General features: G+C 56.3%; 21 protein-coding genes. 9 read left to right on the top strand and 12 right to left on the bottom strand.

Translation table 11 applies throughout. The annotated features are described in order from the left end of the window. Positions 1 to 5: 5 nt before the first annotated feature. The 5 genes from sucA to sdhC form a co-directional block, all read right to left on the bottom strand. On the bottom strand, positions 6 to 2,813 hold the full coding sequence (gene sucA / locus RTU33_RS17945; RefSeq protein ID WP_312629157.1) for a 2-oxoglutarate dehydrogenase E1 component: 2,808 nt from the start codon (positions 2,811 to 2,813) through the stop codon (positions 6 to 8). 308 nt (positions 2,814 to 3,121) lie between these two features. Continuing rightward, positions 3,122 to 3,838 (bottom strand): succinate dehydrogenase iron-sulfur subunit, encoded by a 717-nt coding sequence (locus RTU33_RS17950; protein ID WP_312629160.1) that lies wholly within the window; start codon positions 3,836 to 3,838, stop codon positions 3,122 to 3,124. A gap of 16 nt (positions 3,839 to 3,854) precedes the next feature. Next, the gene (sdhA, locus tag RTU33_RS17955; RefSeq protein ID WP_312629162.1) at positions 3,855 to 5,621 is read right to left on the bottom strand and encodes a succinate dehydrogenase flavoprotein subunit; all 1,767 of its coding nucleotides are present in this window, start codon (positions 5,619 to 5,621) and stop codon (positions 3,855 to 3,857) included. Further along, complete coding sequence (gene sdhD, locus RTU33_RS17960) at positions 5,621 to 5,968, bottom strand: succinate dehydrogenase membrane anchor subunit (RefSeq protein ID WP_110510095.1); 348 nt, start codon at positions 5,966 to 5,968, stop codon at positions 5,621 to 5,623. Before sdhD ends, sdhA begins: the two co-directional genes overlap by 1 nt. After that, positions 5,962 to 6,366 (bottom strand): succinate dehydrogenase cytochrome b556 subunit, encoded by a 405-nt coding sequence (gene sdhC, locus RTU33_RS17965; RefSeq protein ID WP_312629169.1) that lies wholly within the window; start codon positions 6,364 to 6,366, stop codon positions 5,962 to 5,964. Before sdhC ends, sdhD begins: the two co-directional genes overlap by 7 nt. Positions 6,367 to 7,000: 634 nt before the next feature. Between sdhC and RTU33_RS17970 the strand changes: the two genes are divergently transcribed. Then, positions 7,001 to 8,287 carry a citrate synthase gene (locus tag RTU33_RS17970; RefSeq protein ID WP_312629170.1) on the top strand — a complete coding sequence of 429 codons (1,287 nt, stop codon included), beginning with the start codon at positions 7,001 to 7,003 and terminating at the stop codon, positions 8,285 to 8,287. 113 nt (positions 8,288 to 8,400) lie between these two features. Here RTU33_RS17970 and nei read toward each other — a convergent pair whose 3' ends face one another. From nei to RTU33_RS17990, 4 genes are read right to left on the bottom strand one after another with little or no spacing between them, the layout of a single operon-like run. Beyond that, positions 8,401 to 9,192, bottom strand: a complete 792-nt coding sequence (gene nei, locus RTU33_RS17975; RefSeq protein WP_312629171.1) for an endonuclease VIII — start codon at positions 9,190 to 9,192, stop codon at positions 8,401 to 8,403. A 12-nt stretch (positions 9,193 to 9,204) separates the two neighbouring features. After that, complete coding sequence (gene pxpC, locus RTU33_RS17980; RefSeq protein ID WP_312629172.1) at positions 9,205 to 10,134, bottom strand: 5-oxoprolinase subunit PxpC; 930 nt, start codon at positions 10,132 to 10,134, stop codon at positions 9,205 to 9,207. Beyond that, a complete protein-coding gene (pxpB, locus tag RTU33_RS17985; RefSeq protein ID WP_312629173.1) occupies positions 10,128 to 10,784 on the bottom strand; it encodes a 5-oxoprolinase subunit PxpB in 657 nt (218 codons plus the stop codon). The genes pxpC and pxpB overlap by 7 nt, the downstream gene beginning before the upstream one ends. Positions 10,785 to 10,799: 15 nt before the next feature. Further along, the gene (locus tag RTU33_RS17990) at positions 10,800 to 11,543 is read right to left on the bottom strand and encodes a type 2 GTP cyclohydrolase I (RefSeq protein ID WP_312629174.1); all 744 of its coding nucleotides are present in this window, start codon (positions 11,541 to 11,543) and stop codon (positions 10,800 to 10,802) included. A gap of 263 nt (positions 11,544 to 11,806) precedes the next feature. Between RTU33_RS17990 and dtpD the strand changes: the two genes are divergently transcribed. After that, on the top strand, positions 11,807 to 13,288 hold the full coding sequence (gene dtpD / locus RTU33_RS17995) for a dipeptide permease DtpD (RefSeq protein ID WP_312629176.1): 1,482 nt from the start codon (positions 11,807 to 11,809) through the stop codon (positions 13,286 to 13,288). Here the strand turns inward: dtpD and phrB are convergent. The 3 genes from phrB to RTU33_RS18010 all read right to left on the bottom strand — a co-directional run bounded on the left by phrB (position 13,243) and on the right by RTU33_RS18010 (position 16,418). After that, positions 13,243 to 14,697, bottom strand: a complete 1,455-nt coding sequence (phrB, locus tag RTU33_RS18000; protein WP_312629177.1) for a deoxyribodipyrimidine photo-lyase — start codon at positions 14,695 to 14,697, stop codon at positions 13,243 to 13,245. The two genes, dtpD and phrB, sit on opposite strands and share 46 nt — an antisense overlap. A gap of 9 nt (positions 14,698 to 14,706) precedes the next feature. Then, entirely contained in the window at positions 14,707 to 15,663 is a 957-nt protein-coding gene (locus RTU33_RS18005; RefSeq protein WP_312629178.1) for a 2-thiouracil desulfurase family protein, read from the bottom strand. 554 nt (positions 15,664 to 16,217) lie between these two features. Then, a complete protein-coding gene (locus RTU33_RS18010) occupies positions 16,218 to 16,418 on the bottom strand; it encodes a YbfA family protein (protein WP_312629179.1) in 201 nt (66 codons plus the stop codon). A gap of 301 nt (positions 16,419 to 16,719) precedes the next feature. Here RTU33_RS18010 and kdpF point away from each other — a divergent pair, with 301 nt between their 5' ends. The 7 genes from kdpF (at position 16,720) to speFL (ending at position 24,927) form a co-directional block, all read left to right on the top strand. After that, positions 16,720 to 16,809, top strand: coding sequence for a K(+)-transporting ATPase subunit F (gene kdpF, locus RTU33_RS18015; RefSeq protein WP_110510103.1), 90 nt, complete (start codon positions 16,720 to 16,722; stop codon positions 16,807 to 16,809). After that, positions 16,809 to 18,488, top strand: a complete 1,680-nt coding sequence (kdpA, locus tag RTU33_RS18020; protein WP_312629180.1) for a potassium-transporting ATPase subunit KdpA — start codon at positions 16,809 to 16,811, stop codon at positions 18,486 to 18,488. Before kdpF ends, kdpA begins: the two co-directional genes overlap by 1 nt. A 20-nt stretch (positions 18,489 to 18,508) precedes the next feature. Then, entirely contained in the window at positions 18,509 to 20,557 is a 2,049-nt protein-coding gene (gene kdpB / locus RTU33_RS18025) for a potassium-transporting ATPase subunit KdpB (RefSeq protein WP_312629181.1), read from the top strand. A gap of 12 nt (positions 20,558 to 20,569) precedes the next feature. Beyond that, the gene (gene kdpC / locus RTU33_RS18030; RefSeq protein WP_312629182.1) at positions 20,570 to 21,145 is read left to right on the top strand and encodes a potassium-transporting ATPase subunit KdpC; all 576 of its coding nucleotides are present in this window, start codon (positions 20,570 to 20,572) and stop codon (positions 21,143 to 21,145) included. 9 nt (positions 21,146 to 21,154) lie between these two features. Next, positions 21,155 to 23,842, top strand: coding sequence for a two-component system sensor histidine kinase KdpD (gene kdpD, locus RTU33_RS18035; protein WP_312629183.1), 2,688 nt, complete (start codon positions 21,155 to 21,157; stop codon positions 23,840 to 23,842). Continuing rightward, entirely contained in the window at positions 23,839 to 24,516 is a 678-nt protein-coding gene (kdpE, locus tag RTU33_RS18040; RefSeq protein WP_312629184.1) for a two-component system response regulator KdpE, read from the top strand. The genes kdpD and kdpE overlap by 4 nt, the downstream gene beginning before the upstream one ends. Positions 24,517 to 24,822: 306 nt before the next feature. After that, complete coding sequence (speFL, locus tag RTU33_RS18045) at positions 24,823 to 24,927, top strand: leader peptide SpeFL (RefSeq protein ID WP_116480921.1); 105 nt, start codon at positions 24,823 to 24,825, stop codon at positions 24,925 to 24,927. The last annotated feature ends 215 nt before the right edge of the window (positions 24,928 to 25,142 follow it).

Consider the following 25,142-nt stretch of genomic DNA (forward strand, 5'->3'; position numbering starts at 1 on the left):
TTTAATTAATCGACGTTCAGCGCGTCATTGACCAGATCTTGCTGCTGTTTCTGGTGAACGGACATATACCCTACTGCCGGAGAAGCAGAGGCCGGGCGACCTGCGTAACGCAGGGCAGACCCAAATGGAATGACTTCACGTAAGTGATGCTGGCTGCAGTACCAGGCGCCCTGGTTGAGCGGCTCTTCCTGGCACCAGACAAAGTCATGTACGTGAGCATAAGGTTTCAGCGCATCCTGCATAGCCTGATGCGGGAACGGATAAAGCTGTTCGATACGCACGATGGCGACATCTTTCTGATCGTTTTTGCGACGCTGTTCCAGCAGGTCGTAGTAAACCTTACCAGAGCACATGACGACGCGTTTCACCGCCTTCGGATCCAGCTCGTCAATTTCACCGATCGCCGGCTGGAAGGTGCCGTTCGCCAGCTCATCAAGGCTGGAAACCGCCAGCGGATGACGCAGCAGGGATTTCGGTGACATCACCACCAGCGGACGGCGCATTCCGCGCAGCGCCTGACGACGCAGCATGTGGTAAACCTGAGCCGGAGTCGACGGCACGCACACCTGCATGTTCTGCTCAGCACAAAGTTGCAGATAGCGCTCCAGGCGCGCGGAGGAGTGCTCCGGACCCTGCCCTTCGTAGCCGTGCGGCAGCAGCATGGTCAGGCCACACATCCGGCCCCATTTTTGCTCACCGGAGCTGATGAACTGGTCAATAACCACCTGCGCACCGTTGGCGAAGTCACCGAACTGCGCTTCCCAGATAGTCAGAATGCGCGGTTCTGCGGTGGCGTAGCCGTATTCGAAGGCCAGAACGGCCTCTTCAGACAGCACGGAGTCCCAGACGCGGAACTGACCCTGACCGTTGTGCACGTGCTCAAGCGGGGTATAAGTGGAGCCGTTAACCTGGTTGTGGATAACCGCATGACGGTGGAAGAACGTGCCGCGACCGGCATCTTCACCGGACAGACGCACCGGAATGCCTTCATCAACCAGCGTTGCGTAAGCCAGCGTTTCTGCGCCGCCCCAGTCGAACAGCTTCTCACCTGCGGCCATCGCCTGGCGGTCACCGTAGATTTTCGCTACGCGGGACTGCATCTCAACGGATTCAGGCACGGTGCTGATGCGTTTCGCAAGCTCCTGCAGACGCTTCACTTCCACCTTATTCGGGTAGCTCTCATCCCACTCGTGGTTGAGGTACGGTGACCAGGTGAAGGAGTGCATGTTCATCGGACGCCACTCTTTCACCACGCATTCACCGGCATCCAGCGCATCGCGGTAGAGATTGACCATCTCGGTGGCATCTTCCAGCGTCGCAACTTTTTCGCCTTCAAGCTTGTCAGCGTACAGTTTGCGCGGAGTCGGATGCTTTTTGATTTTCTGGTACATCAGCGGCTGGGTTGCGCTTGGCTCGTCGGCTTCGTTATGGCCGTGACGACGGTAGCAAACCAGATCGATGAACACATCGCGTTTGAAGGTGTTACGGAAGTCCAGCGCCAGGCGAGTCACAAACGCCACGGCTTCCGGGTCATCTGCGTTCACGTGGAAGATCGGCGCCATCACCATCTTACCGATATCGGTACAGTACGGCGTGGAGCGCGCATCCAGCGGGTTGGACGTAGTGAAGCCCACCTGATTGTTGATAACGATGCGAACGGTACCGCCCACTTCGTAACCGCGTGCTTTGGACATGTTCAGGGTTTCCTGAACCACGCCCTGGCCCGCCACGGCGGCGTCGCCGTGAATGGTGATTGGCAATACTTTATTGCTGCTTGGCTCTTCCAGACGATCCAGACGGGCGCGTACGGAACCGATAACTACCGGGCTCACGATTTCAAGGTGCGACGGGTTGAACGCCAGCGCCAGGTGAACCAGGCCGCCTTCGGTTTCCATGTCAGACGAGAAGCCCATGTGATACTTCACGTCGCCGGTGCCGAGGTGTTCTTTATGTTTACCGGCGAATTCATCGAACAGATCCTGCGGTTTTTTACCCAGCACGTTGATCAGCACGTTCAGACGACCGCGGTGCGCCATGCCCAGCACCACTTCACGGGTGCCGCTCTTACCCGCGTGGCGGATAAGCTCTTTCAGCATCGGCACCAGCGCATCGCCGCCTTCCAGCGAGAAGCGTTTCGCACCCGGGAATTTCGCGCCCAGATAACGCTCAAGGCCTTCCGCCGCTGTCAGCTCAGTCAGGAAGCGTTTTTTCTCATCAGCGGTAAAGCTCGCGTGACCGACCACCGATTCGATACGCTGCTGGATCCAGCGCTTCTCTTCCGTGGAGGTAATGTGCATGTATTCCGCGCCGATGGAGCCACCGTAGGTTTGCTTCAGCGCGGCAATCAAATCGCCCAGCTTCATGGTTTCTTTGCCGATGGCAAAAGAGCCCACGTTAAAGCTGTCCTGGAGATCGGCTTCGGTCAGATCGTGGAACGCAGGTTCCAGATCGGCCACGGGCTCCTGCTTCCACAGCCCGAGCGGATCGAGATTCGCGGCCTGATGACCACGGAAACGCCAGGCGTTGATCAGCTGCAGGACTTTTACCTGCTTCGCGTTGGTATCGGGATCGGAAATCGCGGAAGAGTAACGCGAGGCATCCTTCGCCAGACGGCGGAAGTAATCACGCGTTGTGGAATGAAATTGATCGGGTTTGACTCCGGTGCCAGGCAGTTGCTGGAACATGGAACGCCAGTTGGCGTCGACAGAGTCAGGATCGGTTAAGAAGTCTTCATAGAGCTGTTCTATCCAGCTCTGGTTGGAACCAGAGAGGTAAGAAGAGTCCAGCCAGGCTTTCATTGCGCCGTTCTGCATCGTGATCCCTTAAGCATTTTTATGCTTACTTTCGCCGTAGAAACTACCACGCACACCGGGGTACCGGGTCTGCGTGCCGGGGTTCACTTGCGAGCTCTTCTGTTCAGGCCCGCGAAGGAACCTTTAGAAACTGTCTTAGGGCCTGTGCCCTCTCCCCTGCCTTCTCGCCTGAGAAGGGGAAGTACATCGGCAGTTTTTAAAGATTTCCTGCAATTATTTGCCTGATGACGCTCCGCTTATCAGGCCTACAAGGTCCATAACCCGTAGGCCTGATAAGACGTCAGTCGCCATCCGGCAACCACTACAATTTACGCACTGCGCTGCAGCAACATCGATTTGATGTGGCCGATGGCGCGCGTCGGGTTCAGCCCTTTCGGACAGACACTGACGCAGTTCATGATGCTGTGACAGCGGAATACGCTGAAAGCGTCACTCAGCCCTTCCAGGCGGTTGTCGGTTTCGGTATCACGGCTGTCGATCAGGAAGCGGTACGCCGCTAACAGACCGGCCGGGCCGATGAACTTATCCGGATTCCACCAGAACGACGGGCAAGAAGTGGAGCAGCAGGCACAGAGAATACACTCGTACAGGCCGTCCAGTTTTTCACGCTGCTCGGGCGACTGTAAATGCTCGCGAGCGGGTGGATTTTGCCCATTATTCAACAGGTAAGGCTTAATCTTCTCATATTGGGCATAGAACTGCCCCATGTCTACCACCAAATCGCGCACCACCGGGAGCCCCGGCAGAGGGCGAATCACGATTTTCTGCCCTGCGCGCTGCAAAGCGGAAACCGGGGTGATACACGCCAGGCCGTTTTTGCCGTTCATGTTCACGCCATCTGAGCCACAAACGCCTTCGCGGCAGGAGCGGCGGAACGACAGCGTCGGGTCCTGTTCTTTCAGCTGGATCAAAGCATCCAGCAACATCATGTCGCGCCCTTCTTCCGCTTCGAGGGTGTAATTCTGCATGCGCGGAGCGTCATCGACATCCGGGTTATAACGATAAACTGAAAACTCGAGTTTCATCTTCCTGTCTCCGCAATTAGTAGGTACGCACTTTCGGCGGGAATGCCGGACGCAGTTTCGGCTCCATGTTCACCTCACGGCGGGTCATGGTTTCCGTCTGCGGCTGGTACAGACTGTGGCAGAGCCAGTTTTCATCATCGCGATCCGGGAAGTCGAAGCGGCTGTGTGCGCCACGGCTTTCGGTACGGAAGTTTGCCGACACCGCGGTGGCGTATGCGGTTTCCATCAGGTTATCCAGCTCCAGGCACTCGATGCGCTGGGTGTTGAATTCGCTGGAGGTATCGTCCAGACGGGCATTTTTCAGACGCTCGCGGATGGCCTTCAGCTGCTCCAGACCTTTCGCCATCGCATCGCCTTCGCGGAACACCGAGAAGTTATGCTGCATGCATTCCTGCAGCGCTTTGCGGATTTCAACCGGATCTTCGCCGTCGCGGTTGCCGTTCCAGCGGTTGAGACGTTCCAGAGAAACATTCACTTCTTCTTCGGTGGCATCGCGAAGCGTGCCCTGCTCGGCGATAGACTCCTGCAGATGCAGGCCAACAGCACGACCAAACACCACCAGATCCAGCAGCGAGTTGCCGCCCAGACGGTTCGCACCGTGCACGGATACGCAGGCAATTTCGCCAACCGCGAACAAGCCCGGGATCACCACGTCTTCGCCTTTCTCGTTAACGGTCAGCGCCTGGCCGCTCACTTTGGTCGGAATACCGCCCATCATATAGTGGCAGGTTGGGATAACCGGAATCGGCTCTTTCACCGGATCAACGTGAGCGAAGGTGCGGGAGAGTTCAAGGATGCCCGGCAGGCGGGATTCGAGAACCTCTTTACCCAGATGGTCAAGCTTCAGCTTAGCGTGAGGACCCCACGGGCCGTCACAGCCGCGGCCTTCACGGATTTCGATCATGATGGAACGCGCCACCACGTCACGACCGGCCAGGTCTTTCGCATTCGGCGCGTAACGTTCCATAAAGCGCTCGCCGTGTTTGTTCAGCAGATATCCGCCTTCACCACGGCAGCCTTCTGTTACCAGAACGCCTGCGCCCGCGATACCGGTCGGGTGGAACTGCCACATTTCCATATCCTGCACAGGCACGCCCGCACGGATAGCCATACCAACGCCGTCACCGGTGTTGATGTGCGCGTTGGTGGTGGACTGATAAATGCGGCCTGCACCGCCGGTCGCCAGCACGGTGGCATTGGCTTTGAAGTAAACCACTTCACCGGTTTCGATACACAGAGCGGTACAACCGACAACGGCACCATCGGCGTTTTTCACCAGGTCCAGCGCATACCACTCGGAGAAAATCGTGGTGTGGTTTTTCAGGTTCTGCTGGTAAAGCGTGTGCAGCAAAGCGTGACCGGTACGGTCCGCTGCGGCTGCGGTACGTGCCGCCTGCTCACCGCCGAAGTTCTTCGACTGGCCGCCAAACGGACGTTGATAGATGGTGCCATTCTCAAGACGAGAAAACGGCAGGCCCATATGGTCCAGCTCCAGAATCGCTTCCGGACCGGTCTTACACATATATTCGATAGCGTCCTGATCACCGATGTAGTCTGACCCTTTAACGGTGTCATACATGTGCCATTCCCAGTTATCTTCATGGGTATTACCGAGCGCCACGGTGATGCCACCCTGCGCGGAAACGGTATGAGAACGGGTCGGGAAGACTTTAGAGAGCAGCGCACAGGTCTGGCCGCTCTGGGAAATTTGCAGCGCGGCACGCATACCTGCGCCACCTGCGCCGATCACAACAGCATCAAATTCTCTGACTGGCAGTTTCATTACACACCCCACACCACAACAAATCCATAAATGACGTAAACCACCAGCGCCACGACGATGGCGAGCTGCAGCGGCAGGCGAATAGCCAGCGGTTTAACGTAGTCGGTCAACACCTGCCACATGCCGATCCAGGCATGAATCAAGATGGAGAATAAAGCCAGCAGGGTGAAGACTTTGGTGAAAGCGGAAGAGAAGAAACCCGTCCAGACTTCCCAGGTGAGCGAACCGTGGGTCGCGAAGAAACCAACCATGTAGATAATGTACAGAGTCAGAACGATCGCGGTGGCACGTACGAGGATGAAGTCATGTACGCCGTTGCGTCCTAATGCTGAGGCGTTGCTTACCATACGAGGACTCCTGCGAAAAGTGAAAGCACGACAGTAATAACAAAAGAAATATTGGCAGACTTTTTACCTGCTTCGAATGTCTCTTCCAGATAGCCAAAATCCATCATCAGATGGCGAATGCCGACCACGGCGTGATACGCCAGCGCCGTCAGAATGCCCCACATAATGAATTTGACGAAGAAGCCGCTCATGATTGAGCTCGCCGTCTGGAAACCTTCAGGAGAAGAGAGACTGGTGCCCAGTAACCACAACAGGATGCCAACCGCCACAAAAGTGATCACGCCAGAAACGCGGTGGAGGATGGACGCTATCGCCGTTACAGGGAATCGGATCGTTTTCAGATCCAGATTGACAGGTCTTTGTTTTTTCACATTTTTTATCATGAATAACGCCCACATGCTGTTCTTATTGTTTCCTTCCTCCGGTCTGCGTGCGGGTCAGACAGCGTCCTTTCTATAACTGCGCGTCATGTAAAAACTCCATTTCAAGAGCTAAAACGACACATTTCAACGCTGGGTGGCTCGGGATTGCAGGGGTTTCCGGAGACCTGGCGGCAGTATAGGCCGTTCACAAAATCATTACAATTAACCTACATATAGTTTGTCGGGTTTTATGCGGAACAGTGATCAGGGTCACGATAACAACATTATTTTAATTTTTACTCACCTGATTTGACAAATATTAAACATTATTGTTACAACCATCACCTGAAAAGGCATATAATGCGTAAAAGTTATGGGGTCATGCTTTCACCTGACAATAAGTTATGTAACAGTGAGAAAGTATTGACCGATGTAATCTGACAGTGAATAGTGATAGACAGGTTTGAATAATCGGACTGCTAAGACCCTGATTTGCTGTAGTTTCATAGTGCGATGAACGTATGCCCCCGGCGCCCTTTGCTCTGTACCCTGGTTAACCCTCGTGAGCTCGGCGGTGAGCCAAATAACAAACTGGTAACGTCTAACCGCACCCTGAAAGCGAATCCGGCATCCCGCAGTCTTATGTAATAAGGCGCTAAGGAGACCGTAAATGGCTGATACAAAGGCAAAGCTCACTCTCAACGGTGACACTGCTATTGAACTGGACGTGCTAAAAGGTACGCTCGGCGAAGACGTGATTGATATTCGTAGTCTTGGTTCGAAAGGCGTATTTACTTTTGACCCGGGTTTCACCTCCACCGCTTCCTGCGAATCCAAAATCACCTTTATCGACGGTGATGAGGGCATCCTGCTGCACCGCGGCTTCCCTATCGATCAGTTAGCCACTCAGTCTAACTATCTCGAGGTGTGCTACATCCTGCTGAACGGTGAAAAACCGAATCAGGCGCAATACGATGAATTCAAAACCATCGTCACCCGTCACACCATGATCCACGAGCAGATCACCCGTCTGTTCCACGGCTTCCGTCGTGACTCTCACCCAATGGCGGTGATGTGTGGCGTGACCGGCGCGCTGGCAGCGTTCTACCACGACGCGATGGACGTTAATAACCCACGCCACCGTGAAATTGCCGCGTTCCGTCTGCTGTCCAAAATGCCGACCATGGCGGCGATGTGCTACAAATACTCCATCGGCCAGCCATTCGTGTATCCACGCAACGACCTCTCCTACGCGGGCAACTTCCTCAACATGATGTTCTCCACGCCGTGTGAAGAATACGTGGTGAACCCGGTTCTGGAACGCGCTATGGACCGCATTCTTATCCTGCACGCTGACCACGAACAGAACGCTTCAACGTCTACCGTCCGTACAGCAGGCTCTTCAGGTGCTAACCCGTTCGCCTGTATCGCTGCCGGTATCGCTTCCCTGTGGGGGCCGGCGCACGGTGGTGCTAACGAAGCGGCACTGAAGATGCTGGAAGAGATCAGCACCGTTGAGCACATTCCGGAATTCGTCCGTCGTGCGAAAGACAAGAACGATTCGTTCCGTCTGATGGGCTTCGGCCACCGCGTGTACAAAAACTACGACCCGCGTGCCACCGTGATGCGTGAAACCTGCCATGAAGTGCTGAAAGAGCTGGGCACTAAAGATGACCTGCTGCAGGTTGCCATGGAGCTGGAACACATCGCGCTGAACGACCCGTACTTCATCGAGAAGAAACTCTACCCGAACGTGGACTTCTATTCCGGCATCATCCTGAAAGCGATGGGCATTCCGTCCTCTATGTTTACCGTGATCTTCGCGATGGCGCGTACCGTCGGCTGGATTGCACACTGGAACGAAATGCATACCGAAGGCATGAAAATCGCCCGTCCACGCCAGCTGTACACCGGCTATGACAAACGCGAGTTCAGTTCAGACCTGAAGAAGCACTAAGTTTGCATTTAGCAAAATGACTGCCCGGCGGCGCCAAGCTTGCCGGGCCTACAGATTTACTGGAATCTGTTTATTTTGTAGGCCGGGTAAGGCGTAGCTGCCACCCGGCATTTTTATTTCTGGCAGGCAGGACACCAGTAAAACGGTCGTGATGACACCATCGTTCTCTCGATAATCCCACCGCAGCGCTCGCAGGGCTCTCCCTCACGATGGAACACCTTAAAGCGGAACAGCGAGCCATGATGTTTGTTTTCGTCGACCTGCCCACGTGTCTGATACGACAAACGAGGAATAGCCAGCAGCGCATGCGCAAGCCTGTCAATCTGCTGCGCCGTCAGCTCGCTGGCTTTATGCGTCGCCGCCAGTTCGCACTCCCACAGAATTTCCACCCGCAGATAGTTGCCAAGCCCGGCGAGAAAAGCCTGGTCGAGCAGCAATCCGGAAAACTGGCGATTACGGAAAGGTTTCGACAGCAGCCGGGCTTTAACCTCCTCTTCCGTCAGTGACGTATCGAGGACATCCGGCCCGACGCGTTGTAAGAAAGGCTGCGTAGCCAGCTGCTCAGGCGTCAGTATTTCGATATCAGACGCGCTGTAGAGCAGAATCGCTTTCTTCGCAGTTTGCAAACGCACCCGCAATATACGCGTCGTTTGCGGCTCTTCCCCGGCATCCACGACGCGCCAGACGCCGTAAAGCTGATTGTGGCTGTACATCGTCAGCCCGCCAGAAAAGTGCGTCAGCAGCGCCTTACCCCGCGTTTCGATGTGGGTCACGGTTTGCCCCACAAGCTGCACTTCAAACATCTTGAGCGGCGGAAAAGCGAACCATGTTTCGGTGAGGGACTCGCCTTTTATGGCCGCTTCAAGCGTGTCCGCCGCCCGGCGGATCTCCGGTCCTTCCGGCATAACTTGTCCTTATTATTCTCCGTTGAGTCGCCACGCCAGCTGCTCAAAATAACGATGCTGATCGTCGCGCGCTTTCAGTGCTTCTTCGAGAGAGCACTGAACAAAATGTATCGGTCGCCCGAGCGGGATTTGCGCCAGCTGGAACATATCCGCTTCAATAATGCATGCTATACGCGGATAGCCACCTGTAGTCTGCGCGTCATTCATCAGGACGATAGGCTGACCATTGTATGGCACCTGCACCACACCCGGTAACAAACCGTGCGACAACAGTTCGCGATCGGTGGTACGCACCAGCGGCTGTCCTTTCAGACGGTAGCCCATTCGGTTGCTCTGCGGACTGAGTTGCCACGGTGCGCGCCAGAAGTTTTCCTGCGAGGCGGCATCAAACTCATGATATTCCGGCCCCGGCAGCGCGCGAATTCGGTTGCCCCGAAACAGTAATTTCACGCCCTGCGAACCGCTAAACGAGCGTTCTGAAGGAAACACCTTCAGGCTGTCACCATCCTGCAATCGTCGCCCTTCCAGGCCGCCAATCCCCACCTTCAGATCGGTGCTGTACGAACCGAGCACTTTCGGCACGTCAATGCCGCCGGCTACTGCCAGATAGCTGCGAATACCGTACAGCGGATTCTTCATCACCAGCGTTTGCCCGGCCTTGACCGGCAGCCGCCAGCCAGCCCAGACCGGCTTGCCATCGAGCGTGGACTCACAGCCTGCCCCGGTCAGCGCAAACCAGCCATCACGGGTAAACTGGACGCTGAACTGGCCGAGCGTAATTTCAATCGCTGCCGCGTTCGGATCGTTCCCCACCAACAGATTGGCGGTCATCAGCGCAGGCTTATCAAGCGCGCCGCAGCGGCTGACGCCCGACTGGCGCAGACCGTAACGCCCACCGTCCTGTACCGAGGAATAAAGCCCGGAGCGAATAATCTTCAGCATACGCCCTCCTTCTGCGGCACAAATCGGACCGTATCACCAGGCCGGAGTAAAACCGGCTCCGGCTGGCTGGCATCAAACAGCGCCAGCGGCGTATGCCCAATCAGCTGCCAGCCGCCGGGCGTGGCGAGCGGGTAAATGCCCGTAAGCTCACCGCCGATTCCCACGCTGCCCGCAGGCACCTCCACGCGTGGCTCCGCCCGGCGCGGCATAGCCAGTTGCTCCGGTAAACCGCCGAGATAAGCAAAGCCCGGCTGGAAGCCTAAAAACCACACCACATATTCCTGAGATGAATGGAGCTCCACCACCTGTTTCGGCGTGAGGCCGCAGTGCTCAGCCACCAGGGATAAATCCGGCCCCAGCTTGCCGCCGTACACCACGGGGATATCAATCTGGCGGGAATCGGGTTCCAGCACCTCGCTCTCTTCCCACCAGCGCTGGAGCCGCTCGATGGCATCCAGCGCCAGGTTCTGCGGATTGCGCAGGATGACGGTGATGTTGTTCATTCCCGGAATCGCCTCAAGCACTTCCGGATACTCTGGCAAACGCTGGGTAAGCCGCCAGATACGCTTCTGGCTTTCCAGAGTCACCGGTGGTTCAAGCTCCAGAACGACTGCCGTCTCTCCCAGCAGGTAACAACGCGCTCTCTGCACTTTTTCCCTCTCTCATCAGGCCGGGTTAGGGATATCAATAAAAGTGACATCCAGATCGGTGTTTTCGGTCAGCCATTCACTGAGCGCGCGGATGCCGCCCCGTTCGGTCGCGTGGTGGCCCGCCGCATAAAAGTGCAATCCTTGCTCACGCGCAGAATGGATAGTCTGTTCGGAGACTTCACCGGTAATAAACGCATCAACGCCAAAACGCGCCGCACTGTCGATAAAGCCTTGACCACCACCGGTACACCATGCCACGCGGCTGACTTTGTCCGGCCCGGTATCGCCACACCACAGCGGCTTACGTCCCAGGCGCGCTTCAATCCACGAGGCAAACTCGAGCCCAGAAACCGGCATCGACAGTTCGCCCCACGGCACCAGTTGCTCAATGTCACCTTTAATATTGATGCCAAGCAGAGCGGCCAGCTGGGCGTTATTGCCAAGCTCAGGATGCGCATCCAGCGGTAAATGCCAGCCGTATAAGTTGATGTCATTCGCCAGCAGTGTTTTCAGGCGATTGCGCTTCATGCCGCGAATAACCGGCGACTCGTTTTTCCAGAAATAGCCATGATGGACGATCACTGCATCCGCCTGCTGACGAACGGCTTCGTCGAGCAGCGCCTGGCTTGCAGTAACGCCGGTGACGATTTTGCGGATCTCTTCCCGCCCCTCAACCTGTAACCCGTTTGGGCCATAGTCGCTGAACGCGCCGCTGTTCAGTTTCTCGTTAATCAGTTGTTCCAGTTCACTGTTTTTCATCGTCACTCCAGACTTTATTTCGGTACTGAGGGATACCATAGCCGCCCCGCAGCGATACGTCGATAGCAGGCCTGCGACACATTTCATGCGCCCCGAAACCTAGTCGCAAAAATCGCTTAACGACCCACAGCACAATCGTGTATATTTATGCACCAGGACAGCATATAAATTGAGCTTTCATGCTCAAGACCCATGGATAGCATATAAGAAACGAATAATGCGGAATGATTATCTTCTGCACTTCTGGCAAGACTGAGAGCAACATGAAGACACCATCGTCACAACCACGCGCTATCTACTACGTGGTCGCACTGCAAATCTGGGAATACTTTAGCTTTTACGGGATGCGCGCGCTGCTGATCCTGTATCTCACCAACCAGCTGAAATACAACGACAATCATGCCTATGCGCTCTTCAGCGCCTACTGTTCACTGGTGTATGTGACGCCTATTCTCGGCGGCTGGCTGGCGGATAAGGTCCTCGGCAACCGCATGGCGGTGATGATTGGCGCGTTTCTGATGGCCGTGGGGCATCTGGTGCTGGGCGCCAGTGAGATCTCCTCGCTGTTCCTTTATCTGTCACTGGCGATTATCGTTTGCGGCTACGGTTTGTTTAAATCAAACGTCAGTTGCCTGCTTGGCGAACTGTATGAGCCAACCGATCCGCGCCGTGACGGTGGTTTCTCACTGCTGTATGCAGCAGGTAACGTCGGTTCGATCATTGCGCCTATTGCCTGCGGCTACGTGCAGGAAGAGTACAGCTGGGCAATGGGCTTCGCGCTGGCGGCCATCGGCATGCTTGCGGGCCTGGTGATTTTCCTCTGCGGCAATCGCCACTTCAGCCATACCGTGGGCGTCAACAAAGCGGTGCTGAAAAGCAAAAAAATGGCCGTTCCCGTCTGGGGCTGGCTGCTGGCGCTGCTGGTTGTATCACCAGTCATTATTGCTGTGCTGTTCTGGAAAGAGTGGTCCCTGTATGCGCTGATTGTGGCGACCGTGATTGGCCTGGCGATGCTCGGCAAAATCTATAAGAAAGCCGAGAACCAGAAGCAGCGTAAAGAGCTGGGCCTGATTGTAGTACTGACGTTCTTCAGCCTGTTGTTCTGGGCCTTCGCGCAGCAGGGCGGTAGCTCCATCAGCCTTTACATTGACCGCTTCGTGAATCGCACTATTCTCGGCTACGAAGTCCCGACGGCGATGTTCCAGTCGGTTAACGGCTTTGCGGTGATGATGTGTGGCGTGTTCCTCGCCTGGGTGGTGAAGGAGTCGGTAACGGGCAACCGCGCCGTGCGCATCTGGGGGAAATACGCTTTAGGCCTCGGCCTGATGAGCGCAGGCTTCTGTATTCTGACGCTCAGCGCACGCTGGTCTGCGTCCTACGGCCACTCCTCTATGCCGCTGATGATCATTGGCATGGCGGTGATGGGCTTTGCTGAGCTGTTTATCGATCCGGTGGCGATGGCGCAAATTACGCGAATTGAAATTCCGGGCGTCACCGGCGTGCTGACGGGGATCTATATGCTGCTGTCCGGGGCCATCGCTAACTACGCTGCGGGCGTGATTGCGGATCAAACTTCGCAAAGCGCGTTCGATGCGGCTGGTGCCATCAACTACTCCATCAATGCCTATATCGAAGTGTTCAGCCAGATAACCTGGGGAGCGCTTGCCTGCGTTGCCGCTGTGCTGATTATCTGGCTGGGTCATGCGATGAAAGTCCGCTCCCGCCGTCTGGCGCTGGAGTCCTGAGCTTTTCTGGCGGCCTCATAGGCCGCCAGCGTTTCCTGTCGCGCCTGTTTGTGATCCACCATCGGGCGCGGATAATCCAGCTGAACGCTCTCTTTTTCCGCCCATTTCCACGGTTCGTGAATCGCTTTATCCGGTACAGCTTTCAGTTCAGGCAGCCACTGGCGAATAAACTCTCCATCTTTATCGAAGCGTTCACCCTGGGTCGTTGGGTTGAAGATCCTGAAGTATGGCGCTGCGTCGGTGCCCGTTGACGCCGCCCACTGCCAGCCGCCGTTGTTTGCCGCCAGATCGCCATCAATGAGCTGTGACATAAACCAGCGCTCCCCTTCCCGCCAGTCGATAAGCAAATCTTTCACCAGGAAGCTGGCGACGATCATCCGCAGGCGGTTATGCATCCAGCCCGTTTCGTGGAGCTGACGCATTGCCGCATCCACTATCGGATAACCCGTTTTCCCCTGCTGCCAGGCGATCAACGCCTTTTTATCCGGGTTCCACGCGACGTTGTCGGTCCAGGCGATAAACGGCCTGTGGCGACAAAGCTCAGGATGGAAAGTCATCAGATGGCGGTAAAATTCGCGCCAGATAAGTTCGTTAAGCCATACGGCGCCCGGACCGCCTTCCAGCGCCTGAGGACATTCGGCAAGCAAGCGGTGCAGACACTGACGCGGCGAGAGCACGCCGAGCGTCAGGCACGCGGACAAGCGACTGGTGCCTTCAATCGCCGGAAAATCTCTTTTCTCTTCATACTCAGCGGCCTGCTGCTGGCAAAAATGCCTCAGTCTGGCGATGGCCTGTTTTTCATCAGCGGCAAACAGACTCGTATCAAACGGAACCTGAGGATAATTAAGCCTGATATCCACCGGTTCAACTGACTTCTCCTCACGTGGCGCAGGAGCCGCAACGCATTCCGGCAGCCCCTCATTCAGACGACGGAGATACGCATTTTTAAAGGGCGTAAACACTTTATACATCTGATGATTGCCGGTGATCACGCTGCCAGGTGCAAGCATCACGCTGTCGTCAAAACCCTGACACATGACGGTATCCAGCGCTTTCTCCAGCAGCGCATCACGTTTACGCTCATTGATTTCATACTGATAGTTGTAAAAAAGCTGGCTGACCTGATGCTCGTCACACACCTTTTTCACTTCATCAACCGATGCCGCAAAATCCTCCGCCTCGCGACAGATCAGCGGAATATTTTTAAGCGCCAGCTGGCTTTGTAGGGCGTTGAGATGCGCCTGTAAAAATGCTGCCTGCCGGGGAGCCATCTCATGCTCAGCCCACTGCTTCGGCGTGGCGACAAACAGGGCGATAACTTTTGCCTGCGGGTGGCGACAGGCGGCAGCCAGCGCCAGATTGTCATGCAGGCGCAAATCGGCGCGAAACCAGACCAGATGGGTGGGCATAATTCTCCGTTAATGTCCGTAACGTAAACGCAAAGCCTCAGGCCATGGGTCGAAGTAGCGCTGACCGGCCAGATAAGCATCAGGAAATTCAGCCATATAGTGTTTTAACAGCGTGACGGGCGCAAGCAAAGGCTGAGTACCCTGCCGGTATTTGTCGATAAGGTTCGCCAGCTCCTGCCGCTGTCGGCTGTTGAGCTGTTTGCGGAAATAGCCCTGCACGTGCATCAGAACATTAGTGTGATTTCGACGGGTTGCCGGGTGCGCCATCAGGGTCATCAGGCGCTGACGATATTCAATAAACCACTCATCCATCGACGACCACTCAGCTATTCCCGCCACAAAACGGCCCAGCTCCCGGTAGAGCGGCTGCGAATGCGCCAGCAGCAGGAGCTTATAGCGACTGTGAAAAGCCATCAGTTCGCCGCGCGTCAGCCCGCGTTCGCGAAGCGCGTTAAGTTCATGCAATGCATAAATGCGTTCCACAAAGTTCTCGCGAAGCAGAGGATCCTGCAATCGTCCGTCTTCTTCCACCGGCAGCCACGGAAAGGTCTGCATCAGTATTTCGGTATACAGCCCACGGCCCGCTTTACGGTTGTTTTTTCCGTCTGCGTCGTAGACACGAACGCGTTCCATCCCGCAGCTGGGCGAATTTTTACAGACAATGTAGCCACACAGGGTTTCGAAGCGGGCGATGCGTTTGCGGGTGAAATCGTTCATTGCTGCGGTCAAATCGCCTTCACGCTTGTCGCTGAATTGCAGATGGATTTCGCCCTGTTCATCTTTCACCAGCCGCAGCGCAGGCCGTGGAACCGGCAGTCCAATGGCCATTTCCGGACACACCGGTTCAAACGTCACCCACGGGCTCAGTTCGTCCACGGCAAAATTCAGGCGCTTGTGGCCGCCATCGAAACGAACCTTCTCGCCCAATAAACAGGCGCTGATGCCTACCGGGATCTTCTCACTCATACAACACTCCTTTCAGGCATATAGATAAAGTGTAGACGCCAGAATGTAAAAAAGGCCGCACGAGGCGGCCTGGAAGCTACTTGACCAGCGCGTAATCTGACGACACAACCTGAACGAGTTGTTGGTCTGCCGTGAGCATCAACGTGCCAGTAACAATGAACACTACGCAAAGATAGCGTTTCATCATGCGGTCCTTGCAAAGGGCCGCTTCACCGCATTACCACCGGTGACAATCCGGTGAATACAAGTTCCCGTCCCGGGTAGGAACTTTGCGGTCACAAAAACACCTTCCCTGAAACCGGTGCCTGTTTGCGAGACAGCGGGAAGGGCCATCGCTATCATAATGCTTTTCCCACCACAGATAAGGCTGGACAAGGTAGTTTAGGAATATATCAAGATGGCATGCCTTGACGAGCTTTTCAAAGAAGCCCAAAATCGAACCTCCTGGGTAGGAACTAAAAGTATTCCCAACGGACCGCGAATCCTGAGGGCATAAAAAAAACCGCCACGTTTAACCTTGGCGGTTTTTTTATGTTCAGAAATCGGCTTCTGGCTTAGTAGAAATCGCAGGTCGCTTTCTCTGCCTGATCCATCCACACCGGTTTTTCACTGGTTTTCGACCAGACGCGGTGCAGGTAGCTGTAAAAACGCCCGCGATCTTTCCAGAACAGCATCACTGGCAGTGCCACAATGCCCGCCACAACGGCGAAAGCTCGACGCATCAATACAACATGTGCAGGAAACTCTTTGTACATAATCTCTCTCCCCTTTCATGGCCGGCAATCGAGGCCGGTAAATGTGATCTGCTTAAAAGAATACCGTTCTGCGTGTAATTTTACTACTCATCAGACCACTTTTTTTAGGCCGTTTAGTGCTTATTTACACTCTTAATCGTAACTTGGTTACATAAAAGTTAAATTAATACTAACCATTAGTTAATTAATGGCTTTAACCCATTTTTATATTTTTTTTACACTCCGCCTTTCGTTTTTTGCGAAATCTTTGCATCGAAAAACCTACCGTTGCTGCACATCATTAAACACCTGGAGGTGGACTGTGAGTGCAGGCGTGCTAACCGGCATCGTGCTGGTTTTCCTGTTACTGGGCTATCTGGTTTATGCCCTGATCAATGCGGAGGCTTTCTGATGGCTGCGCAGGCTTTTTTACTGATAGCCAGTTTTTTACTGGTGCTTTTCCTTCTGGCAAAACCACTGGGCTCGCTTCTGGCGATGCTTATCGCTAACACCTCTCTTCCTGGCACCGTCACCGTTGAAAAAGGCCTCTGGCGGATACTGGGCATCTCTTCGCAAGAGATGAACTGGCGGCAGTACCTGGTTGCCATTTTGTGGCTCAACATTGCAGGCTTCTTCCTGCTGTTTGCGATGCTAATGTTGCAAGGTTCGCTTCCGCTAAATCCGCAGAAACTCCCCGGTCTGTCGTGGGATCTGGCGATGAACACGGCCATCAGCTTTGTTTCAAATACCAACTGGCAGGCCTACAGCGGCGAAAGCACCCTGAGCTACTTCAGCCAAATGAGCGGACTTGCGGCGCAGAACTTCCTCTCAGCTGCTACCGGGATCGCCGTCGTGTTCGCCTTGATCCGCGGATTCGCCCGCCACAGCACCGACAAACTCGGCAACGCCTGGATGGACATCGTCCGCGTGACGCTGTGGATCCTGCTGCCGCTTTCCTTACTGATTGCGCTGTTTATGATCCAGCAGGGCACATTGCAAAACTTCCTGCCGTATCAGCATTTCACCTCACTTGAGGGCGCGAAAGGGTTGCTGCCGATGGGGCCTGTCGCCTCTCAGGAAGCGATCAAAATGCTCGGCACCAACGGCGGCGGTTTCTTTAACGCCAACTCCAGCCATCCGTTTGAAAACCCGACTGCCTTAACCAACGCCGTGCAAATGCTGGCGATTTTCCTCATCCCCGCAGCGCTCTGTTTCGCCTTCGGTGAGGCGGTGAACGACAAACGTCAGGGCCGCGCCATTTTGTGGGCGATGTCGGTAATTTTTGTGGTTTGCGTGGTGGTGGTGATGTGGGCTGAGCTCAAAGGCAACCCGCATTTCCTGAGCCTGGGCGCTGACAGCGCGGCCAATATGGAGGGCAAAGAGAGCCGTTTCGGCATCCTGCAAAGCAGCCTGTTTGCAGTCATCACCACGGCAGCCTCCTGCGGTGCGGTTAACGCAATGCATGACTCCTTCACCGCGCTTGGCGGCATGGTGCCGATGTGGCTGATGCAGATTGGTGAAGTCGTGTTCGGCGGCGTGGGTTCAGGGCTGTATGGCATGCTGCTGTTCGTTCTGCTGGCGGTGTTTATCGCCGGGCTGATGATTGGCCGTACGCCGGAGTATCTCGGTAAAAAAATCGATGTGCGTGAAATGAAAATGACGGCGCTGGCGATCCTCATCACCCCAGCCCTGGTGCTGCTCGGCACGGCGCTCGCCATGATGACCGAAGCCGGACGCGCCGGGATGTTCAACCCGGGTATTCACGGCTTTAGCGAAGTGCTTTACGCCGTCTCGTCTGCCGCCAACAACAACGGCAGCGCCTTTGCGGGCCTGAGCGCTAACACGCCGTTCTGGAACTGCCTGCTGGCGTTCAGCATGTTCGTCGGCCGCTTTGGCGTAATTATTCCGGTCATGGCGATTGCCGGTTCATTAGTCAGCAAGAAAATTCAGCCCGCCAGCCCCGGCACGCTGCCGACCTGTGGCCCGCTGTTCGTCGGCCTGCTGATTGGTACCGTGATTTTAGTCGGCGCCCTGACCTTTATTCCTGCCCTGGCGTTAGGCCCGGTCGCAGAACATCTCTCTTCTTTATAAGCACGCTGGAGACACGTTTTATGAGTCGCAAGCAAACGGCAATTTTTGAACCGGCCCTGGTTCGCCCGGCCCTGCTGGATGCCGTGAAAAAACTGAGTCCAGCCGTTCAGTGGCACAACCCGGTGATGTTTATCGTCTGGCTGGGCAGCGTGCTGACCACCCTGCTCGCCGTGGCGATGGCGATAGGGAAACTGCCCGGCAGCGCGGGCTTCACCGCCGCAGTCAGCGTCTGGCTTTGGTTTACCGTGCTGTTCGCCAACTTTGCCGAAGCGCTGGCGGAAGGTCGCAGTAAAGCCCAGGCCAACAGCCTGAAAGGGATCCAAAAGACCACCTTCGCCCGCAAGCTGCGCGAGCCCAAATATGGCTCGCAGGTGGATCATGTTCCGGCAGACGATCTGCGCAAAGGCGACATCGTCCTGGTGGAAGCGGGCGATATTATCCCTTGCGATGGCGAAGTGATTGAAGGCGGTGCCTCCGTCGATGAAAGCGCGATCACCGGGGAGTCCGCCCCGGTTATTCGCGAATCCGGCGGTGATTTCGCCTCGGTCACCGGCGGGACGCGCATTCTCTCCGACTGGCTGGTTATCCAGTGCAGCGTCAACCCGGGCGAAACCTTCCTCGACAGGATGATTGCGATGGTGGAAGGCGCACAGCGTCGTAAAACCCCCAACGAAATCGCCCTGACCATTCTGCTGGTCGCGCTGACCATCGTGTTCCTGCTGGCAACCGCTACGCTGTGGCCATTCTCCGCCTATGGCGGCGCAGCGGTCAGCGTTACGGTACTGGTGGCGCTGCTGGTATGCCTGATCCCAACCACCATTGGCGGCCTGCTGTCCGCCATCGGCGTGGCCGGAATGAGCCGGATGCTCGGTGCCAACGTGATTGCCACCAGCGGACGCGCCGTGGAAGCGGCGGGCGATATCGACGTGCTGCTGCTCGATAAAACCGGCACCATCACCCTCGGCAACCGTCAGGCATCTGAGTTTTTACCTGCCCCTGGCGTGGATGAGAAAACGCTGGCGGATGCCGCCCAGCTGGCGTCACTGGCGGATGAAACGCCGGAAGGTCGCAGCATTGTGATTCTGGCCAAGCAGCGTTTCAACCTCCGCGTTCGCGACGTTCAGGAGCTGCAGGCGACGTTCGTACCGTTCACCGCCCAGACTCGCATGAGCGGCATCAACATCCACGATCGCTCCATCCGTAAAGGTTCTGTCGATGCGATTCGTCGCCACGTAGAGGCCAATAACGGCCACTTCCCTGCGCAGGTAGATGCGCTGGTCGAAAGCGTAGCACGCCTGGGCGGAACGCCGCTTGTCGTGGTTGAAGGTGCAACGGTGCTGGGCGTCATTGCCCTGAAGGATATCGTCAAAGGCGGTATCAAAGAGCGCTTCGCCCAGTTGCGCAAGATGGGCATCAAAACGGTCATGATCACCGGTGACAACCGCCTGACCGCCGCCGCCATTGCCGCTGAGGCGGGCGTGGATGATTTCCTTGCGGAAGCCACGCCAGAAGCCAAGCTGGCGCTGATTCGTCAGTACCAGGCTGAAGGTCGCCTGGTCGCAATGACAGGAGACGGCACCAACGATGCGCCCGCGCTGGCGCAGGCCGACGTGGCGGTCGCAATGAACTCGGGCACCCAGGCGGCGAAAGAAGCAGGAAACATGGTCGACCTCGACTCCAACCCGACCAAGCTGATTGAGGTGGTGCATATTGGCAAACAGATGCTGATGACCCGCGGCTCGCTGACCACCTTCAGTATTTCCAACGACGTGGCGAAGTATTTCGCCATTATCCCGGCAGCCTTTGCTGCCACCTATCCACAGCTTAATGCGCTTAACGTAATGCACCTGCACTCCCCTGCCTCGGCGATCCTGAGCGCGGTGATCTTCAATGCCCTGATCATCGTGTTTCTGATCCCGCTGGCGCTGAAGGGCGTGAGCTATAAACCGCTGTCGGCAGCGGCAATGCTGCGTCGCAACCTGTGGATTTATGGCCTCGGTGGCCTGCTGGTGCCGTTCATCGGCATTAAAGTGATTGACCTTCTGCTGACGCTGTTCGGTCTGGTTTAAGAGGAAATAAACATGGCAACTTTACGCCCTGCTCTGGTCGTGCTGATCTTTCTGACCCTGATAACCGGCGGCGTTTATCCGCTATTGACGACGGCGCTCGGACAATGGTGGTTTCACGACCAGGCGAATGGCTCACTGATTTTGCAGAGTAATGAGATACGCGGTTCGCGCCTGATTGGTCAGCCGTTTTCTGCCCCAGGTTATTTTCACGGCCGCCCTTCCGCCACCGCCAATAGCCCCTATAATCCAGAAGCGTCCGGCGGCAGCAATCTGGCGGGCAGCAATCCCGAGCTGGATAAAGCGGTGGCCGCACGCGTGGCGCAGCTGCGTGAGGAGAATCCGCAGGCTGACGCAAAAGTGCCCGTCGAACTGGTGACCACCTCCGCGAGCGGGCTGGATTACAGCCTCACGCCGCAGTCCGTCATCTGGCAAATTCCGCGCGTGGCGAAGGCACGAAACCTCTCCGTCGAAGCGCTGACGAAGCTGGTCGAAGAGCGCACGCAGCAGCCTCTGGTGAACTTTATCGGTCAGCCCGTGGTGAACATTGTTGAACTGAATATGGCGCTGGATGGCCTGAACCAACCCTAAGGATTGAGCATGACCGACGAGCCCTTGCGCCCGGACCCCGACCGCCTGCTGGAGCAATCTGCCGGCTGGCATCGGGGTAAACTGAAAGTCTTTTTCGGCGCCTGCGCGGGCGTCGGGAAAACCTACGCTATGCTCAGCGAGGCGCAGCGCTTGCGGGCGCAGGGGCTCGATATCCTGGTTGGCGTGGTGGAAACCCACGGTCGGCAGGAAACCGCCGCCCAGCTTAACGGCCTCGCCACCCAACCGCGAAAACGCATTCACTCTCGCGGCAGGCAGATCGAAGAGTTCGATCTTGATGCCGCCCTCGCCCGTCGACCAGCCTTAATTCTGATGGACGAGCTGGCTCATACCAATGCGCCAGGCTCGCGTCATCCCAAACGCTGGCAGGACGTGGACGAACTGCTCGAAGCCGGGATCGACGTGTTCACCACCGTTAACGTTCAGCATCTCGAAAGCCTGAATGACGTGGTGAGCGGCGTCACCGGTATTAAGGTGCGTGAAACCGTTCCCGATCCCTTTTTCGATTCTGCCGACGAAGTGGTGCTGGTCGACCTGCCGCCGGATGATCTGCGTCAGCGCCTCCATGAAGGCAAGGTGTACATCGCAGGTCAGGCCGAACGGGCGATTGAGCACTTCTTCCGTAAAGGCAACCTGATCGCCCTGCGTGAACTGGCGCTGAGACGGACAGCTGACCGCGTGGACAATCAGATGCGCGCCTGGCGCGATCGCCAGGGCGAGGAAAAAGTCTGGCATACCCGTGATGCCATTCTGCTGTGCGTCGGGCATAGCGGCGGGAATGAAAAACTGGTTCGCACCGCTGCGCGTCTGGCCGCCAAATTCGGCACGGCCTGGCACGCAGTGTATGTCGAAACGCCCGGTCTTCACCGTTTGCCTGAAAACCAACGGCGCAATATTCTGTCGGCTTTACGTCTGGCTCAGGAATTAGGCGCAGAAACCGCCACTCTCTCCGACCCGGCAGAAGACAAAGCCATTCTGCGCTATGCCCGCGAACACAACCTCGGCAAAATCATTATTGGCCGCCGCAGCCAGCGCCGCTGGTGGAGTCGTGAATCCTTTGCCGACAGGCTCGCCCGCCGCGCCCCGGATCTCGATCTGGTGATCGTCGCGCTGGAAGAGAATGCAACCGGCAACACTGCCCGCAGCACGGACAGCCGTCCGTGGTTAGACCGTTGGCGCGTACAGCTTCGCGGCTGCGTCGTTGCCGTAGCGCTCTGTGCTTTCATCACCCTTTTCGCCAGCCATTTCATGATGGCGTTTGAAGCCGCTAACCTGGTGATGATCTACCTGCTGGGTGTGGTTATCGTGGCGCTGTTTTACGGGCGCTGGCCGTCTGTGCTGGCGACCATTCTCAACGTCATCAGCTTTGATCTGTTCTTTGTCGCCCCACGCGGCACGCTCGCCGTGTCTGACGTGCAGTACATCCTGACCTTCGGCGTGATGCTGACCGTCGGGCTGGTGATCGGTAATCTGACCGCCGGAGTACGCTACCAGGCCCGCGTGGCACGCTATCGGGAACAGCGCACTCGGCATCTGTATGAGATGTCGAAGGCGCTGGCAACCGGGCGTACGCAGCAGGATATTGCCCGCACCAGCGAACAATTTATTCATTCCACCTTTCATGCCCGTAGCCAGGTCCTGTTGCCCAATGCCGAAGGCCATCTTCACGGCCTGACCGACGGTAATGGCATTACGCCATGGGATGAGGCCATCGCGCGCTGGAGCTACGATAAAGGCCAGCCCGCAGGCGCAGGCACCGATACGCTGCCCGGCGTGCCTTACCTGATCCTGCCGCTGAAAACGGCTGAGAAAACGCACGGCGTGGTGGTGGTGGAACCGGGCAACCTGCGCCAGCTGATGATCCCCGAACAGCAGCGCCTGCTGGAAACCTGTACGCTGCTGGTCGCCAGCGCCCTGGAGCGTCTCGCGCTGACCGCCAGTGAAGAACAATCCCGCCTGGCGAGTGAACGGGAAAGCCTCCGCAACTCCCTGCTGGCGGCACTTTCTCACGACCTGCGCACGCCGCTCACCGTTCTGTTCGGCCAGGCAGAAATATTGACTCTCGACCTGGCGACGGAAGGTTCAAAGCACGCCCCCCAGGCCAATGAAATTCGCCAGCACGTGCTCAACACTACCCGCCTGGTGAATAACCTGCTGGATATGGCACGTATTCAGTCCGGCGGCTTCAATCTGCGCCGGGAGTGGCTCACGCTGGAGGAAGTCGTCGGCAGCGCTATCCGTACCCTCGAGATGGGGCTTGGCGGTCGTCATATCGAGCTGGCGCTTGGCAACCCGCTCACCCTGATTCACGTTGACGGCTCCCTGTTTGAACGCGTGCTGATCAATCTGCTGGAAAATGCGGTGAAGTATGCTGGCCCTTCCGCCACCATCGGCATTTCCGCAAAGGCTCAACCGGCACTGTTGCAGCTTGAGGTCTGGGATTCTGGCCCTGGTATCCCCGCTGGTCAGGAACAGGCAATCTTTGCTAAATTCTCCAGAGGCCACAAAGAGTCGGCCATTCCGGGCGTCGGGCTCGGACTGGCGATTTGTCAGGCTATCGTCGACGTGCACGGCGGCGAGCTGAGCGCACATAATCGCCCGGAAGGCGGGGCAAGCTTTGTCATCACGCTGCCACTGGACGCGCCCCCGGAACTGGATGAACTTCCCGAGGAACTGTGATTAACGTACTGATCGTTGAAGATGAACAGGCTATTCGCCGCTTTCTGCGCAGCGCGCTGGAGGGCGACGGCCTGCGGGTATTTGAGGCAGAAACGCTACAGCGCGGCCTGCTGGAGGCCGCCACGCGCAAGCCGGACCTGGTCATTCTGGATTTAGGCTTGCCGGACGGCGACGGCATCGAGTTCATCCGTGATTTTCGTCAGTGGAGCCAGGTGCCGGTCATTGTCCTTTCGGCCCGCGCTGAAGAAACCGACAAAATCACCGCACTGGATGCGGGCGCAGACGACTATCTCAGCAAACCGTTCGGCATTGGCGAATTGCAGGCCCGACTGCGCGTCGCCCTGCGCCGTCACGGTAGCGCGGAACAGCAGCAGCCGGAGATTGCATTTGCTGATATTCAGGTCGATCTGGTTAATCGCCGCATAGTGCGGGGCAGCGAAGAGATTCACCTGACGCCCATCGAATTTCGCCTGCTGGCGGTGCTGCTGAACAACCACGGAAAAGTGCTCACCCAGCGCCAGCTGCTGGGCCAGGTCTGGGGCCCAAACGCCGTGGAGCACAGCCACTATCTGCGGATATATATGGGGCATTTACGCCAGAAGCTGGAGGCCGACCCGGCAAGGCCAAAGCATCTTCTCACTGAAACCGGGATTGGGTACCGGTTTATGCTTTAATTTTTCTGCTTATTTTATCTGATACCGTGAATAGTTATTCACGGTATCAATTCGCTCATCTAACTTTATTTCCCCTCTGATTCACTCCGCCATTTGGATATTATTTCCGTCGTAAATTATATTCACGAATAAAACACACACAATCCATTTACAACAAACAAACAAATCAGCATTTAATCCCAACAACATCCGATAATAGCAGCATATCTTGCCGCTTTATTCACTTAATGGTGATCGCCTTCACAGAATCCTTTTCGTTTGCAGATAAACTACCTGCGCTTTCACACATTTATGAAGGTATTTATTATGGAAAACAATAACCGAATTATGCCGCACATCCGGCGAACAACGCATATTATGATGTTTGCCCACCGCAATAGCTTCGACTTTCACTTCTTTAACGCCCGATAGTCTTCTGACGTCGGGCGCTCAGCATACAGGTCTTTCCTGACTCCCTGAACCGACAGGCTTTTTCCTGCCGCCCGCTGCGCTCACCCTGATAAACCCTGCATTTCCGGCAACCGGGCCGGAGGGATTTATATTATCCGAATATGTCCTGCCCTGATTTTATTATCAGCGGACAGCTATGGCTTATTCACCGGAGCATTCAGTTTCCTTTCCCGGAA

This window comes from Scandinavium sp. (assembly GCF_032012665.1).
Lineage (GTDB): Bacteria > Pseudomonadota > Gammaproteobacteria > Enterobacterales > Enterobacteriaceae > Scandinavium.